Origin of the sequence: Aquibium sp. ELW1220 (assembly GCF_030398385.1) — a bacterium.
Taxonomy (GTDB): Bacteria; Pseudomonadota; Alphaproteobacteria; order Rhizobiales; family Rhizobiaceae; genus Aquibium.
In genome coordinates, this window is the sequence record NZ_JAOAOQ010000072.1 from 1 (window position 1) to 14,018 (window position 14,018).

At 64.3% G+C, this 14,018-nt stretch carries 11 protein-coding genes and 1 pseudogene; 4 read left to right on the forward strand and 8 right to left on the reverse strand.

What is annotated here, in order from left to right; all coding sequences use genetic code 11:
• Positions 1–276 precede the first annotated feature (276 nt).
• A complete protein-coding gene (locus N1F91_RS29915) occupies positions 277–528 on the forward strand; it encodes a hypothetical protein (protein WP_289997517.1) in 252 nt (83 codons plus the stop codon).
• Between the two features lie 15 nt (positions 529–543).
• Here N1F91_RS29915 and N1F91_RS29920 read toward each other — a convergent pair whose 3' ends face one another.
• The 4 genes and pseudogenes from N1F91_RS29920 to N1F91_RS29935 form a co-directional block, all read right to left on the reverse strand.
• Entirely contained in the window at positions 544–900 is a 357-nt protein-coding gene (locus N1F91_RS29920; protein WP_289997518.1) for a hypothetical protein, read from the reverse strand.
• Between the two features lie 424 nt (positions 901–1,324).
• Positions 1,325–2,191 (reverse strand): hypothetical protein, encoded by an 867-nt coding sequence (locus N1F91_RS29925; RefSeq protein ID WP_289997519.1) that lies wholly within the window; start codon positions 2,189–2,191, stop codon positions 1,325–1,327.
• Between the two features lie 139 nt (positions 2,192–2,330).
• On the reverse strand, positions 2,331–2,795 hold the full coding sequence (locus N1F91_RS29930; RefSeq protein ID WP_289997520.1) for a hypothetical protein: 465 nt from the start codon (positions 2,793–2,795) through the stop codon (positions 2,331–2,333).
• Between the two features lie 76 nt (positions 2,796–2,871).
• A pseudogene (locus N1F91_RS29935) lies at positions 2,872–3,193 on the reverse strand (transposase); the annotation flags it as partial.
• Positions 3,194–3,322: 129 nt separating this feature from the next.
• Here N1F91_RS29935 and N1F91_RS29940 point away from each other — a divergent pair.
• A complete protein-coding gene (locus tag N1F91_RS29940; protein WP_289997521.1) occupies positions 3,323–4,387 on the forward strand; it encodes a glycosyltransferase family 2 protein in 1,065 nt (354 codons plus the stop codon).
• 139 nt (positions 4,388–4,526) lie between these two features.
• On the opposite strand, the gene N1F91_RS29945 is transcribed toward N1F91_RS29940, so the two are convergent.
• Positions 4,527–4,931 (reverse strand): hypothetical protein, encoded by a 405-nt coding sequence (locus tag N1F91_RS29945; protein ID WP_289997523.1) that lies wholly within the window; start codon positions 4,929–4,931, stop codon positions 4,527–4,529.
• A 153-nt stretch (positions 4,932–5,084) separates the two neighbouring features.
• On the opposite strand from N1F91_RS29945, the gene N1F91_RS29950 reads away from it, so the two are divergent.
• Both N1F91_RS29950 and N1F91_RS29955 read left to right on the forward strand, forming a co-directional pair.
• Entirely contained in the window at positions 5,085–6,899 is a 1,815-nt protein-coding gene (locus tag N1F91_RS29950; RefSeq protein ID WP_289997524.1) for an ABC transporter ATP-binding protein, read from the forward strand.
• The gene (locus N1F91_RS29955; protein ID WP_289997525.1) at positions 6,892–8,016 is read left to right on the forward strand and encodes a hypothetical protein; all 1,125 of its coding nucleotides are present in this window, start codon (positions 6,892–6,894) and stop codon (positions 8,014–8,016) included. The genes N1F91_RS29950 and N1F91_RS29955 overlap by 8 nt, the downstream gene beginning before the upstream one ends.
• 39 nt (positions 8,017–8,055) lie before the next feature.
• On the opposite strand, the gene N1F91_RS29960 is transcribed toward N1F91_RS29955, so the two are convergent.
• The 3 genes from N1F91_RS29960 to N1F91_RS29970 all read right to left on the reverse strand — a co-directional run bounded on the left by N1F91_RS29960 (position 8,056) and on the right by N1F91_RS29970 (position 12,934).
• Complete coding sequence (locus N1F91_RS29960) at positions 8,056–9,150, reverse strand: sulfotransferase family protein (protein ID WP_289997527.1); 1,095 nt, start codon at positions 9,148–9,150, stop codon at positions 8,056–8,058.
• Positions 9,151–9,231: 81 nt separating this feature from the next.
• A complete protein-coding gene (locus N1F91_RS29965; protein ID WP_289997528.1) occupies positions 9,232–11,643 on the reverse strand; it encodes a glycosyltransferase family 2 protein in 2,412 nt (803 codons plus the stop codon).
• Between the two features lie 142 nt (positions 11,644–11,785).
• Positions 11,786–12,934, reverse strand: a complete 1,149-nt coding sequence (locus N1F91_RS29970) for a hypothetical protein (RefSeq protein WP_289997531.1) — start codon at positions 12,932–12,934, stop codon at positions 11,786–11,788.
• Positions 12,935–14,018: the final 1,084 nt, after the last annotated feature.

Here is a 14,018-nt window from a genome sequence, read left to right on the forward strand (position 1 = left end):
CGCCAGGGCCGTTGTAGCAATCCGATCGCACTTCATGCCGAACCGCGTCAAGGCGGCTCGCTGGTGAGCGGGCGATCCTGTCAACTCGGAAAAACCGTGTGGCGCTGATCGCGCTTACGAAGTATCGGTGGTTGGCGAGGGTCGTAGGGTTGCCGGGTATCCGGCAGGTCGCGTCGGCCGCCTATGACTATGTCCTTGCCCCGGTCATTAATCGGTGGCACCTGCGTCGGCTGCGTCAGCAAACCGCCCGGGTTCCGCACTGACAGGAGAGGCACCTTGCCCCAAGATGATGATGGCGCTGCGGTGCCCACGGGGCGCGCGGCGCGGCTTTTGCGGTTTGGCGGCATAGTCACAGGCATTGCCGGCAGTGTCGCCGCAGGATGCCTGCGCGCGCTGGCCAGCGTCGAAAGGCCCGATATGGCACAACTGCTGCTGACGCCCGCCAATACCTTCCGGCTGCCGGACGGGTTTCCGATCCGGACGAACACGGCACCGCTTCATCCGCCTACAAACGCAACGATTGGATGACAGAGGGGCGGTGAGTCAGTCGCATGAGAAATCGGCAGGGTAATTTTGGTTTCTCGTTTCAGCCGCGACTTTCATATCCGCAGATCTTCGCGTGCGCACGACACGGGGCGGTTGCCCGCCTTGGGCGGGCAAGGTGTAGACGATGACGCAAACCATGCGTCCACCGCAGATTTCCGCGACGGCGCTGCGCACGGTGCCGCCTTCGTTGGCGGCGACCAAGCGCCCGATCGCGCCGCAATCAGCGGCAACGGGCTGCACCAGAATCGAAACGGAGGGCGTGGCCATCAGCATCTGCGCATGCCCAGGCGCCGCCGCCGCCAGGATCATAAGCGCAGGCAGGAGGCGCTGCAGAGAAGCGAGAAAAGCTTTCATGCAGCCTTGATAATCCGTCGCCTCTGAACGGGGCATGAATGGATCGGGGCGTGCCCTTAGAGCCGACGGCAGAGGATCTCCTGATCGTGTTGGTCCAGCTGCTGCTCGACCGGATGAGCGGCAAGTCGACACTGCCGGCCACACACAGAACCACCGCCGGCCCTAGAGCCGGCGATGGTAGATAGAGCTGAACTGCCATCTGCATGAACTACAGACTACTGCGGCACGCAAGCACCCTCGCTCGCCGACGTGCTCGCCCGCATCGCCGATACTGCGCAGGGCCGGCTGATCGATCTCCTGCCGTGGAACTGGCGCCGCTCCACCGTCACGGCGAAAGCAGCCTGACCGCGGTCCTCGCCTCTGTCGACGCGCGTGACCGAGGCCGAGTGCAACTGACGCCAATGGCGTCCAAGTCGACAGCCCTTCAATCCGGGGGCGTTACACCCCGGGGTAAGTCCCTCTCACGCCAGTAGAGTGGGGGCCTGTCAACATTGCTCAGGTGTGTGACCAGAATTTCCCCGATACGTCCGGCAGCCTGCGAAAAAGTTGATGCCAACGATCCGATGATCCGGTTGCACCGAGACAAGGCAAACAGATCCACCACCGCATCCTCGATGGCGGTGTCTTGCCCGCGGTCGAGGCTGCGCTTCGGCGCAGTTACAACGCGACCGGGGAAAGCCTCCGAAAGCCGGACCTCCTCCCGCGGACAATCCGTACACAAGAAGAAGCGGGCTTCGGGGTCCGTCTCGACCGTTCTTGTCATCGCGTCGATGAACAAGCCGTTCGGACTATACATGCGCGATGGTAGATGATCGGTGCGCCGGATGTGAACGCCGATGTGCGAGTCGACCTCGGGCACGGCCGCGTCGATACGGGTCTGAAGGTGGGCAACTGGGCGAAACCGAAAAAACGGACGCTCGCGCCCATAAAACAGGGTGAACGCCTGAAGCGTCGGATTTCGTTGTTGCCCTATCTGGCGGAAATCGAACCCCTGCTTACCCAAGGCGATCACGTCGTGTGCGCTCGTCCCTCGCTTCAAGGGTGGCCAACGGGTGTAACGCCACGCCTCCTCGCGAAGTCGGTCGCTCAGCCGAAGCACGCGGCGCTCAAGGGTCACGATCTCACAAAACGCGTCGGGCACTTCGAAGAGGTCTTCGAAACGGGCGCCCAGGGCCCTGTTCCGCGTCCACACGACTCGCAGGGGATGGCCGATATCTGCGGCAAGAGCGGCCGCACTATGCAGCGCAAAGAGCCTGTTGCAGAGGCCATTAGCTGCGATGATGGTCAGCAAAGCGCACCTGTCACGTCCAAAGCTCCCACCCGACATTCTCCAAGTGGCCTGCCGGTTGACGGCGATATCGCGTGACGAGTTCAAGAGTTCCTGGCTCCGGATGATGTCTGCAGCGACTGAAACGCCCGGAACTGCGTCCTTATGCGTAAGCCATTGATCTGGTTTTTTCTACCGCCCGCGACCAGGCTGTCTTTCGCGACATAACGGCGACGCTGCAGACACCGATCACCTTGGCGATGGATTCGACGAGGGACATGAGGCGCATCTGCATCACGCAGCATCTTGCTTGGCCGCTTTTGCCGACCCGCCAATTGGTGCGGTCGAGCGCGAGCAGCCACGATTCGCCCAGGCCGAGAAGCCGGACCAGCAGCGGCAGCGCCCAGTCCTCGTCAAAACGGACATGCTGGAAAAAGCGCTGGAGCCGACGATATGTCGATGCAGTCTTTACGGCCCCCGGTCGCTCGCACGCCAGATGGCCAAGGTTCACGGTGCGTGCGCTGACCATGCCGATGACGATCAGGCAGAGCGCTTCAAGACGCCTCTTGCTCAGATCGATCTCGGGGCGCAGAATTTCCAGAAGGCCGGTAATGGCTCGGTATGACATTGGGCGTTTCCTTGGTCGGGTTCGCCCAGTTGAATCGATCTTGCCGCCCCCAGCCAGCCTTGTGTCGTGCAGCGTGCTCCCGGCCTTCCAACTGCCGGGCGTCCATGACGAGGGTGTTGTTGATGGCGCGCAGCACGCCGGTGTCGCGCCAGGCGTAGAAATAGTTCTACACTGTAGTGAAGGGAGCTAAGTCCTTGGGCAGCATGCGCCACTGGCAACCCGTCGGAGCCATGTAGAGGATCGCGTTAACCACCTCGCGCAGGTTCGCCAACCGCGGCCGTCCGACCGGCTTCAGTCCAGGCAGCAAGGACGCGATCATTTCCCATGCCCCGTCGCTCACTTGCGTAGCGGGCCGCCTCGCGGGCATAGTAACACCGGGTGACATCAGTCCAGGGCATCGTGCTCTCCATCGAATCTTCGCAAATCCGACGGAATCACAACCTGCTCATATCACTCAACACGCTTTAGGTCAGGCTGTAATAGATTTCCTGCCTAGCCAGCCAACGCTGTCGTATATTAGAGGAGTTATGAAACATTGTCTTGTTAAGGGTGCTGGCGGGCAAATCGGAACAGATTTGGAGCCATCGACCGACAGAACCCGTATCCTTGTTGCATGTCTCACTTACAAGCGGGGGCCGCTGCTCGGTACCCTTCTACAAAGCTTCGCAGCGTTGGATGCTCCCGAAGGCGCGGATTACTCGGTTCTTGTCGTGGACAACGACCCCCTCGGGTCAGCTCGCCCGTGCCTTGATCCTCTCATGGGCAGCATACCCGGCCTGACCTATGTCCTCGAACCGCGCCGCGGCATCCCGGTGGCACGGAACGCCGCGCTCGACTATGCGCTTGCTAATGATTTCGATGCCATGTGCTTTGTTGACGACGACGAATTCGTCAAGCATGATTGGCTGGCAAAATTGGTTGCGACCTGGCGTGAAACAGGCGCACAGTTGGTGGGCGGTCCGGTCTTGGTCGCTGCACCGCCGCAGGAGGCCACGCCTTTCGAAGCGTTTATCAACGACAGCCTTGCCGCGCGCATGAACCGGAAGAATGCCAAGTCGGCCAAGCTTGCGTCCAAGGGCGCTCCGGTGACGGTCGTAACGAACAACTGGCTTTGCGCGCTTCGCTGGATGAAACCCAAAAACATCAGATTTGACGAGAGGCAGCTTTATACCGGCGGATCCGACGCGTCCTTCTGCAAGGCAATGCGTGCAGCAGGCGCCAAGATTGTGTGGTCGCCTGATGCGCTTGTTTATGAAACCATGACCCGGGACCGCCTTACGCTGGCCTATCAGTTCCACCGCGGCGCTTCCCAATCCAACAATCATTTCGTGATGAAAAATCCCACTCTGACCGCCGACGTCCTATTGTCGGCGCTCCTTGTCTCGGTGCTGAAATTTGTCACCGGCGCACTTTTACTGGTGGTGCCGGTCTTCGGCAAAGCGTCTCCCGTGGTCGCTGTCCGCTCGATGGGATGGTCGGTCGGCCGGATCGGGGCTATAATGGGTTTTCGGTCGCGGCTCTATGAGTTCGAACCAGCCCCGATGCCCAAGCAAACCCAAAGCCTGGGTGCCGAAATGACGATGCGGGAATAGGTGGCTGGGCTCGGACCTCGCCTGCGGGATTGGCCCCCCTTTCGACCGGAATTACCGCATTCGCGGCGCGCGCCCGATCCCGCGCTGCTTGGGGAAATGATTTACAATACCGGAGCTGCTTTTCGTACCGCGCCGCACATCATCTGCAAGAGCTCTCGACTTGCGCGACGTGATCCCCCGTTTCGCCGCCTATCGCGGTGCAGGGGTGATGCTGAAGGAACCGGTAGCCGCTTTCATAATGGCCTGCACCTTCCTGCGGCTTGCGACTTTCGGCATCATCGAACCCTTCTACCTGTTCCTCGGCCAGTCCTGAAAACGGGTACATAACAGGCTGCAAACGGGGTGTGGACACCGTCAACCCGTTGACCAGGACCGAAATCATGCACGCCGCGACCAGATGGGTGTGGTTGCCGAGCCCGAGCACCTCGGAAAAGATCACGCGCTGCCGCGCGAGTTGCGCCGCCGCCGCTCGCATCCTGTTCTGGATCGCGGTGGTGCCGGTCTTCTCCGTCCCGATGTGCAAGATCGTGCGTCGACGCATCATCGAATCCCCTTGGCCGCAGTGCCCCCCCTGAAAAGCCAGAGCGCTGCGGACTCGTCAAGTCGAAGATCGGAATACCCACGATCTTGCGGGGCCGTGCCTTCCGGATAGGCTTTGCCGCTGGAAAAATGCCCCTGCCGCCGCTAGGAAGAGGACATGGCAGTCTCCAAAAAGGGCGATGACGTGGGGTCGGGCGGCGCAGCGGCGTCAAGGCCCTATGCGGCCCCTGCCCTCGCCTGGAAGCTTATGCTGGACGTGTTGCGCGGCCGCGTCCGCTCCTTCGTCCCCTCGCTGGTCTGGATGGCCGTCGGGGCCGTCGCCACCGCCCTGCTCGCCTGGCTGATGCGCGCGTTGGTCAACCTCGTCTTCGAGGAACCCGATTTCGCCGCAGTCTGGGGTATCGCCGCTGCTGTGCTTGCCATCTTCCTGGTCCGCGCCGCCGCGATCTACTTCGAGCAGACCGGGCTTGACGCCATCAAGACCCGCATCGTCTCCGATTTCCAGAAGCGCCAGTTCGACGTTCTCGTACACTCGCCGCTGGCGCTGTTCGATAAGCGCAGCGCTGCCAAGGCGGCGGGCTTCACCCAGCATTGCGCGCGCGCGGCGGCCAGCGCCTTCATGCTGATCACCACCAACCTCATTAAGAACGTGCTGACGCTGGCGGCGCTAGCCACAGTTATGGTCATACAGGCACCCACCCTGTCGGCCATCGCGCTCGTCGTGGCGCCCGTGGCCTTCTTCGCCATCCGGTCGATGGCCGGCCGCATCCGGCATATCGCCAGGCAGGAGGCGGAGCTGACCGCCGGCGCCACCGCGGCCTTCACCGACGCGCTGTCCGGCATCGCCGTCATCAAGGCATTCCGGCTCGAACCCGTCATGACGAAGCGCATCGAGGCCGTGGTCGACCAGTTGGAGCGTCGCAGCAACAAGCTCAACCGCGCCGTCGCTATGAGTGGGCCGATCATGGAAGGGCTAGGCGGCATGGTGATCGCGCTGCTCCTAGTCTATGCCGGGTGGGAAGCGTTGCGGCTCGGACGCACGCCGGGCGAGTTCGCCGCCTTCCTCACCGCCTTCCTGCTCGCCTACCAGCCAGCGCGTCGGCTGGCGCAGTTCAACCTGGAGCTAAGCCGCCAACTTGTCGCCGTCGATGCGTTCTACCGCCTGATCGAAACGCAGGATCGGGAAACCGACGTCGACGGAGCGCCTGCGGAGGCGATGCCGCCCGCGGCCGCCATCGAGTTTCGCGAAGTATCTTTCCGCTACGGTCGGAAGCTCGCCGGACTGCGCAGCGTCTCCTTCCGCATCCACGCCGGCAGCAAGGTCGCCATCGTCGGCAAGTCCGGCTCAGGCAAGTCTACCATCGCGCGGCTGCTGCTGCGATTCGCCGAACCTCATGGCGGCGCCATCCTCGTTGACGACCAGCCCGTCGCCGGGCTCTCCCGGCAAGTCGTGCGTGACATGGTCTCCTATGTCAGCCAGGACGTGTCGATCTTCGACGGCACGATAGCTGAGAATATAGGTTTCGGCCGCGTCGGCGCGTCTGAAGCCGAAATCCATGCTGTGGCGGATGCAGCCCGAGTCACCGAATTCGCGGCCACCCTCCCCGAAGGCCTCGACACGCGGTTGGGCAGCGGTGCGCCGACGCTCTCCGGCGGACAGCGCCAGCGCATCGCGTTCGCTCGCGCGCTGCTGAAGGACGCGCCGATCATGCTGTTCGACGAGGCGACGTCGGGACTGGATTCGGGCACCGAGTTCGAGCTCCAGGAAGCATCCGGCCTGCGGAACCGGGAAAAGACGGTCATCGTCATCTCGCACCGGCTCTCCACCATCCGCGCATGCGACCGAATCATCGTCCTCGACAAGGGCGAGGTGGCGGGCATGGGCGGCCATGACGATCTTTTGGTGAACTGTCCTGCGTACAGGCGGGGCTTCGGCTCGCAGTCCGGCCTTCCGGAGGCTGGAGATGGCTGATCCCGCGCCGTCCGCATCGAAGGGGGGCCTGCGGGCGGCGCTGACGGCGGCCGCACGCCTGTCGCGGCGGCTGGCCCAGCGACGGCACGAAGGCTCGCCGCGCGCGGCCTTCCTGGCGTCCAGCGTCTGCCGCCCGGCCTCCTTCGCGGTGATCCGCATCCTCGGCAACGACCTCCTGCCCCGGCACGCGCACGACCAGACGCTGCAGAACCTCCGCTTCATCCTCGACAACGAGCCGGAGCTGGACAACTGCCGCAAGCTCTACGTCATCAACCGCCTGTTTTCGCCCGGGCGCGAGCGAGAGATTATCGCTATGCTGGAGACGTTCGGCGCCCGTTATGTCCGCATCCCCTTCTCCGGCGACGAATATGCGGCTACCGGCTGGAGCGTGAGCGGTTTCGACACGCCGGGATTCTTCGAGTCGGACCGCTTCGAACGGCTGAGCCAGCACCTCCAGACGCATGCCCGCATCTGGGCCTGCTCCAACCAGGTCCGCTACGCGATGAACGTCAACGGCGCCCGCAACGTCGCGCTGCAATGGGGCGCCACCCTCGCCGACTGGACAGTACCGCTCGATTCGAACTGCATCTTCGACCGCTCTGCCTTCGATGCGCTCGCCGACAGCTGTGCGGAAAGGCCCGACCTGCCCTGCCGCATCGTGCCGATGCTGAGGGTCTCCGAGAATGCCGACTTCTTCCGTGCCGATCTTCCTGTCCACGAGGAGGAGCCGCAGCTGGCGCTGCACCGTTTCGCGGGTGAAAGCTTCGATCCCGCCTTCCCCTACGGGCTCGAAGACAAGTCGCATCTGCTGAAGCGGCTGGAGGTCGAGGGTCCGTGGCAGCGCTGGAAGCGTCCGCCCTGGATGCCCGTGCCCTCCCCCTCGCCGAACCGCCACCTCTTTTCATGGACCGGAGCGGCTGTGAAGCGCCTGAGTTCGGGCCCGCAGGGGCTGGAAAGGCCATTGGCGCAGCCGCAGCGCTACCGCGCCCGCAACCTGTCGATCCTCAATGCCATCCGCCTGCTGAACGAGGAATTCGGCACGGCCGATCCCGCAATGGCTCAGCGGGTGCTTGGCCCGTTGCGCGACGAGGATCTGGACGCCCTCTCGCGGTCGTGAGCGTACGCACACCCCGTCGCCCAGGCGGGTGCCGACGCTTCAGCCCGTCGCCGGCGCCTCGCGGCCGGGCGCCCTGCCGATCCAGGGGAAGGGTTCGTGCGGGGCCGGCCGGCCGACGAATCGGGAAAGCTCCGCCCAGCCGTCGCCGCGGAACAGGTCGAATTCGAGCAGACGGTCTCGCGCGGTGCCTGCGAAGAAGCCCCGCACGCGCTCGCCATGGGCGTGGTAGGCTTCCTCCAGGCTGCCGTAGCGGGTGTAGAGGCGGTCATTGATGCGGGCATAGAGCGGGCCGTGGAAGAGCGGCCCGCGCGGATGGAACCTGCGGCGCACGGCCTCGAGGTCGGAGACGCCGTGATGACGGACGAAATGGTTGCGAAACGAGGCGACCCAGGATTCAGCGGGTCGGCCGGTGTTGATGAAGCGGGCATTGGGAAACCGCTCAGCAAGTTCCTCGAAGCGGAAGCTTACCGGCGTGTCGGAACAGCAGTCGAACAACGCGAAATCCTCTTCGTCGATGAGAGCTCGGGTGAAGGGATTGGACCAGTGGGCAGTGGTATATCCCATCATCTCCAGGCCCTGCGTGATCGACTTCGTGCCGGTCTTGGACAGGCCGATGACAAAGACCTTTTCGCGCCGATCCGCGACGTCGGCCGGCTCCTCGATCCGCGGCAGCAACGCCACCAGCCTGGCAAGGAAGGGTGGCAGGCCTTCCGCGCCCCTGAACGGCTCTGCCCGTTGCCGGAAGGCGTCGTAGTCCTGCAGCGCTAGATCCGCACACAGGAGCGCCTGCACGAGGTTGGTACGTCCGCCCGGGTGCTTGATCGCCGGCAACTGGGCCTCCACCACCTCGCGGTACGAGATGTACTTCCGCTGCCGCTCGTCTTCGTGAAACACCAGCGGGATGAGCACCCGCAGCTGGAACCACTCGAAAGGACGCTTGGGCCTCTCCCACAGGTTCCGGTAAAGCGTGCGCGCCTCGGCAATGGCATTGTGGCTTGCCAGGCGCCGGCCGAGCAGAACCGCGTGCTCGAGCGAAGCCGAGCGGAACGCCTCCACCGCCTCGGCATAACGGCCCTGCGAAAGCAGGTTCTCGCGGACCGCCTCGTCCGGGCCCGCTTCTTCGCGCTCATCCATGTCGTAGCGTCACCTTTCCGACCATCCACATCGTTCCGCAACGGGTCGTGCCGTGACAGCAGCGGCCGTGCGTATCGGCGTTCACCGAACCGGTAGCCCGACGGCTGTCGCCTCGTCCAGCGTAAGCCCGTCGGCGAGATCGTCGAGCTCCGCTTCCTGCGCCAGCGCAATCCGGAACGACGACTTCGCGGCCGCCGTCTCGCCTAGGCGCAGGCGGGCAAGGCCGTGTCTCGCATGCCAAAGCGCTCTCGTCCCGGCGTCCGGTCGCGACAGACAGGCTTCCCACCGCCGCGCAGCCTCGCGCCAGTCCTGCCGCCGGGTGGCCGAGACCGCCAGCCGCACGGCCTCCACGAGGGTTTCCTCCGTTGCGCCCGTCAAGGCCGCCGGCAGATCGCCCCTGTCGCCGGCGTTCGCGAGATGCGGCAGCAGCCCGAGATCGGCGAGTTGCGCGGCATCTCGGAACCGGGCGGACGTAGCGCCGACGAGCGGGTCCTGCGGCGACAGCTGCGCGATGACATCGGCAATGCGGTCCCCTCGCCGTCTATGGCCGAGCCAGAGGTTGTCCTTCACGTGCCGGTCGCTCTCGACGTCGCCATTGCGTAGTCGCACGACGTTCTGGAGGACCTTATAGTGCAGCAGCGAGCAGGAGCGGGCACTGGCGCGCGTTGGCGAGACGTGATGCTTCCACAGGTAACGCAGGCCCGCGCCGCCGCGCACGATCGGCGTCTTGGCCATGCAGTTGTGGCGCTGCCCGAAAAGCCGCGCCCGAGCGCCTCCACCCGCCCAGGACAACGGTGCCTGCCAGTGGCCGGGAAAGAAATAGTCGGTGTCGAACCAGGGCGCGATCGCCAGCGGGTCGTCGCCCGGGGCAAAGCCTGCCGCCGCGGCTATGCTCTCGGGAAACATGTCGAGCATGAACCCTGCCATGGCGTGTTCGCCATTCACCTCCATCTCGTCGAGAATCGAGCGCAGGCTGCGGTCCCGAAGCTCCGGCATGACCAGTTGCTCGTCGAGGTCGACGACGACGCACCAGTTGCCCGCCCCGTGCAGGTCGAGCAACTGGTTGATCCAGGCGGCGCCGTCGTTCGACATCGCGTAGGCTGCCTCGCTGCGATAGACGGTGACGTCCGGCTGCGCGAGCAGCACTTCGGCGGTGCCGTCCGTCGAACCGTCGTCGATGACGTAAAACCAGTCGACTCCGAGGCGCCGGTAGCAGTCGAGGAACCAGCGGACGAAGCCGATCTCGTTCCTCGCATGCGTCAGCACGATGATCCTGTCGCGCAGTATCGGAGCTTCGCGCGGGCCGATCACAGACGGCGGAGCCAGGTCGCTGCGCAGCGCCGGAACGAACCGCTGTCCGGTATGGGCCGCGTCGAAGGCCCGCGCCGCGTCGAAATCACCCTCCTCCTGCGCCAGCCAGGATCGGAACGGCAGCACATCGGCGCTGTCGCCGAAGCATGCGGTGAAGCCCGCGATCGCTGCCGTCACGGCCTTCGTGTCGCGCAGCCTAGCCGCGAGCTGGAGCTCCGCAAGCCGTACCGCGCGCGACCGGGCGAAACGTTCGCGCAGTTCGATGGCGATGCCGCGGGCTTCTTCGAGTTCGCCAGGCCCTGAGGCGGCGCCGTGCAGGGCGCGCAGACCGGCAAGCTGGATCTCCACCTCGCCCGGATACGCGACCATGCAGAGCCGTGCGGCGGCGGCGGCCTCGTTGGAAAACTGATAGGCCTGCAGCATCTTCAGCCGGAACAGGGCGCTCGCGGCGTCCGTCCCGGCATCCGCCAGCATGGAATAGTCGTCCTCCCACAGGCTGCTCAGGCGGCGGTGTTCCGGAACCCTTTCCGTAGCAGCGGGAAACCCATTGCGGGCCTCAATCCAGCGTGTTCTGGCCATGGTTTGGTCGAGCGCAGTGGCTGCTATACGCGCATGCAGGCGCCAAACCTCCGCACGCCCCGGATGTGCGGAGATGAGTGCGGTGGCGACCGCATCCGCCGCCTCGAACCGCCCGCATCGCATGAGAGACGTCGCATGTGCGATGCTGTCGGCGGCGGTCATCGCACAGGGGAAGCGCGCGGCGACCGCATCCCATCGATCCGCAGCGTCGCTCCAGAGGCTGCGCGCGGCGGCCACCCTGGCAAGGCCGGCCTGGGGCTCGACCCTGTCCGGGAAGAGGTCGGCCGCCTGCGTGAGCAGCCGCCCCGCATCGTCGAGATTGTCGAGAAGGCCAGCGATGGCGACCAATTGAGGCACCCAGTCGGCCCGCGCTCCGGGGCCTGCAGCGGCGAGGCATTCCTGCCAGCGTTCCGCCGCCTGCGGCAATGCGCCCTGCGCATGCGCCAGCCGCGCAAGCCCTGCTAGCGCCTCGGCCCGCAAGTTCTCCGAGCGGAGCGCGCGGCAATATGCGGCTTCGGCCTCGGTATGCCTGCCTGCGGAGGCGAGAGCCACGGCACGCCGCAGCTTGGCCCGCGTCAGGCCATTGCGCAGGAAACCCAGCATTGGTGCCTCAAGTTCAGCGCGCTCCTCATCACTCAGTCCAATCCGAACTGCCGATCCCAGCCGATCACAACCTCCCAAGCGAACATCTCCACCAGAAAATCACAGCGAGAGACGCATGCCTACCTTATTTCGAGACAACACACTAACGGGCGGCGAGCTTCTGAGGCCAGAGCCATCGCTTGGCCCGCGTCAGCAGGCCGTGCAGTCGCACCTCGGCCTGCGGCACGGACGAAGCCATTTGCCGGAACCGCCGGACCTCGCCCGCCAGTTCGGTTCGAAGCCGACTGTAATCGACCTCGTCCGGATACTGGTTGAACCGGTCCGAAAATAGCGACTCCCGTTCAGGGAAGAAGATCGTGCGAACCCACTCATTGCTTTCCCCGTAGCGCGCCACGAAGGCTTCGGCGTCGGCGCGCCGCACCTGCCGCCGAGTGCCGTGGACGGTGGCCTCGATCTCGGTATGCAGCTTCTTGAGGTGCAGGTTGCGCCGTCCCGACGGGAAGCTCATCGGCAGGAGCTTGTTTACCTCGCTCATGACGTATTGCGCCTCCACCGGCATGGGAAGGTTCATTCGGTCGGTGGGGCCCTCGACCAGCGCGGCATCCAGCCCGGCCAGTTGGATGAATTCGGCAACCGAATCCGTTCCGGCGTTCATGTCCTCCGGATACAGCACCACCTTGATCTTCTCGATCGGCAGATGCGGCAGGAAGCGTTCGATCAGCCGGCGATAGTCGAAATAGTCGACCATGTCGTCGATCGCGTGTCCAGGCGGCAGGCGGAAATAGTTCGACGGCGCGATGCTGCCGAACACTGCGTCGAATTCGCTGAAGCCGCCGCGGAGCGCCGTGCTGAACCGGCTCAGGGCCAGCCTGTCCTGACGGCGGAGGAACAGGACCACTTCGATTTCGTCGACATGGGGCCGGAACGTCTCGAAGAGCCTGTCGATCTCCGACGGGAGGAGGAGCCGGCTGTGGATGAGTTCAGAGGATCCGATAACGGTGTGCCAGTCGCCGGCCGCAGCCAGCGCCTGCGCGAACTCCTCCCGCAGGCGCGCCCGAAACGCTGGCGGCTGGAGCAAGTGGGTGGCGAGGATGTTCGCCTTCACCCGGTCCCACACGTCGTCTTCCATGCAGGCCGCGACCAGGTGGGTGTGGTTGCCGGGCCCGAGCACCTCGGAAAAGATCACGCCCTGCCGCGCGAGTTGAGGCGCCGCCGCTCGCATCCTGTTCTGGATCGCGGTGGTGCCGGTCTTCTCCGTCCCGATGTGCAAAATCGCGCGTCGACGCATCATCGGATCCCCTTGGCCGCAGTGCCCCCCCTGAAAAGCCAGAGCGCTGCGGACGCGTCAAGTCGAAGATCGGAATACCCACGATCTTGCGGGGCCGTGCCTTCCGGATAGGCTTTGCCGCTGGAAAAATGCCACTGCCGCCGTTAGGAAGCGGACATGGTAGCCTCCAAAGTTCTATGGGATGACCCGCCCGTTCTCCCGAGCGTCGAGTTGTGCGTATCCGGTGCGTGCCTCGAAACCTGTGTGCTGCGCGGGTGTTCCCACAACGACCACGTGTTCATCCTCTACGAAAACGGATGGAGTTCGCACTACTCGGGCGGCGACGCGAGGCTCACCGTCGTAACCAGCGGCTGAACAAACATCCCGGCACAGGACTTTTCATGCCGTTTGCTTGATAAAGATCAGAAAAGCCAGCGCTACTAGACCGCTCTGCCCCACCGCTACATTGGGCTGAAGCACGGATCCTTGAGAAAATCTGGAGCGCTATTTCTCTCGGAAAGGGGAGTAGAGCATGGACTGGAAGAACAACGAGACGTCTGGCGCGACGGAGGCCACGGCCCCGTCGGCGCGCGCTCACAACGCTGGTGACGGCGGGGCCGTGAGGTTGTAGGCGAGGTTGGGCATGCCGATTTTCGTCCGGGCCCGCGCCAAGCCGATCGTGCGCACGAACAGGCCCATCCTCGATTTCTGCTGTGCGAAGAAACGTGACGCTGCCGAGGGTAAGAGCGCTCCCCGTTATGCGGCCGAAACCGCGCACACCACTTCGATCTACCCAACTCTGAACGCAAACGTGCGGCGTCCATCGCGACGACCGCGGAGAGAACCCGAGAGCCCGGCACGCAAGATGAAGGCAGAAAGATCAGGCTTGACCAAGGCGAATTGAGAACGCGGTGGGACACCATCAATATGCACGTTCGAGGTTTTCGCTTTACTATGAAGAACTTCGACCCCTCTTGCTTCCACGGTGCTTCCACGGGAGCAGGAAACGCGAACGCCGCCCCGGAGGGCGGCGTTCAAGCATCTGATATCGTTCAGGAATTTGGTTGCGGGGGTAGGATTTGAACCTACGACCTTCAGGTTATGAGCC

Bases quoted from the DNA above. Each gene is read 5' to 3' on its own strand.
- N1F91_RS29970 (WP_289997531.1), bottom strand. From the start codon at position 12,934: ATGATGCGTCGACGCGCGATTTTGCACATCGGGACGGAGAAGACCGGC.
- N1F91_RS29960 (WP_289997527.1), bottom strand. From the start codon at position 9,150: ATGGATGAGCGCGAAGAAGCGGGCCCGGACGAGGCGGTCCGCGAGAAC.
- N1F91_RS29930 (WP_289997520.1), bottom strand. From the start codon at position 2,795: ATGTCATACCGAGCCATTACCGGCCTTCTGGAAATTCTGCGCCCCGAG.
- N1F91_RS29955 (WP_289997525.1), top strand. From the start codon at position 6,892: ATGGCTGATCCCGCGCCGTCCGCATCGAAGGGGGGCCTGCGGGCGGCG.
- N1F91_RS29920 (WP_289997518.1), bottom strand. From the start codon at position 900: ATGAAAGCTTTTCTCGCTTCTCTGCAGCGCCTCCTGCCTGCGCTTATG.
- N1F91_RS29945 (WP_289997523.1), bottom strand. From the start codon at position 4,931: ATGATGCGTCGACGCACGATCTTGCACATCGGGACGGAGAAGACCGGC.
- N1F91_RS29950 (WP_289997524.1), top strand. From the start codon at position 5,085: ATGGCAGTCTCCAAAAAGGGCGATGACGTGGGGTCGGGCGGCGCAGCG.
- N1F91_RS29940 (WP_289997521.1), top strand. From the start codon at position 3,323: ATGAAACATTGTCTTGTTAAGGGTGCTGGCGGGCAAATCGGAACAGAT.
- N1F91_RS29965 (WP_289997528.1), bottom strand. From the start codon at position 11,643: ATGCTGGGTTTCCTGCGCAATGGCCTGACGCGGGCCAAGCTGCGGCGT.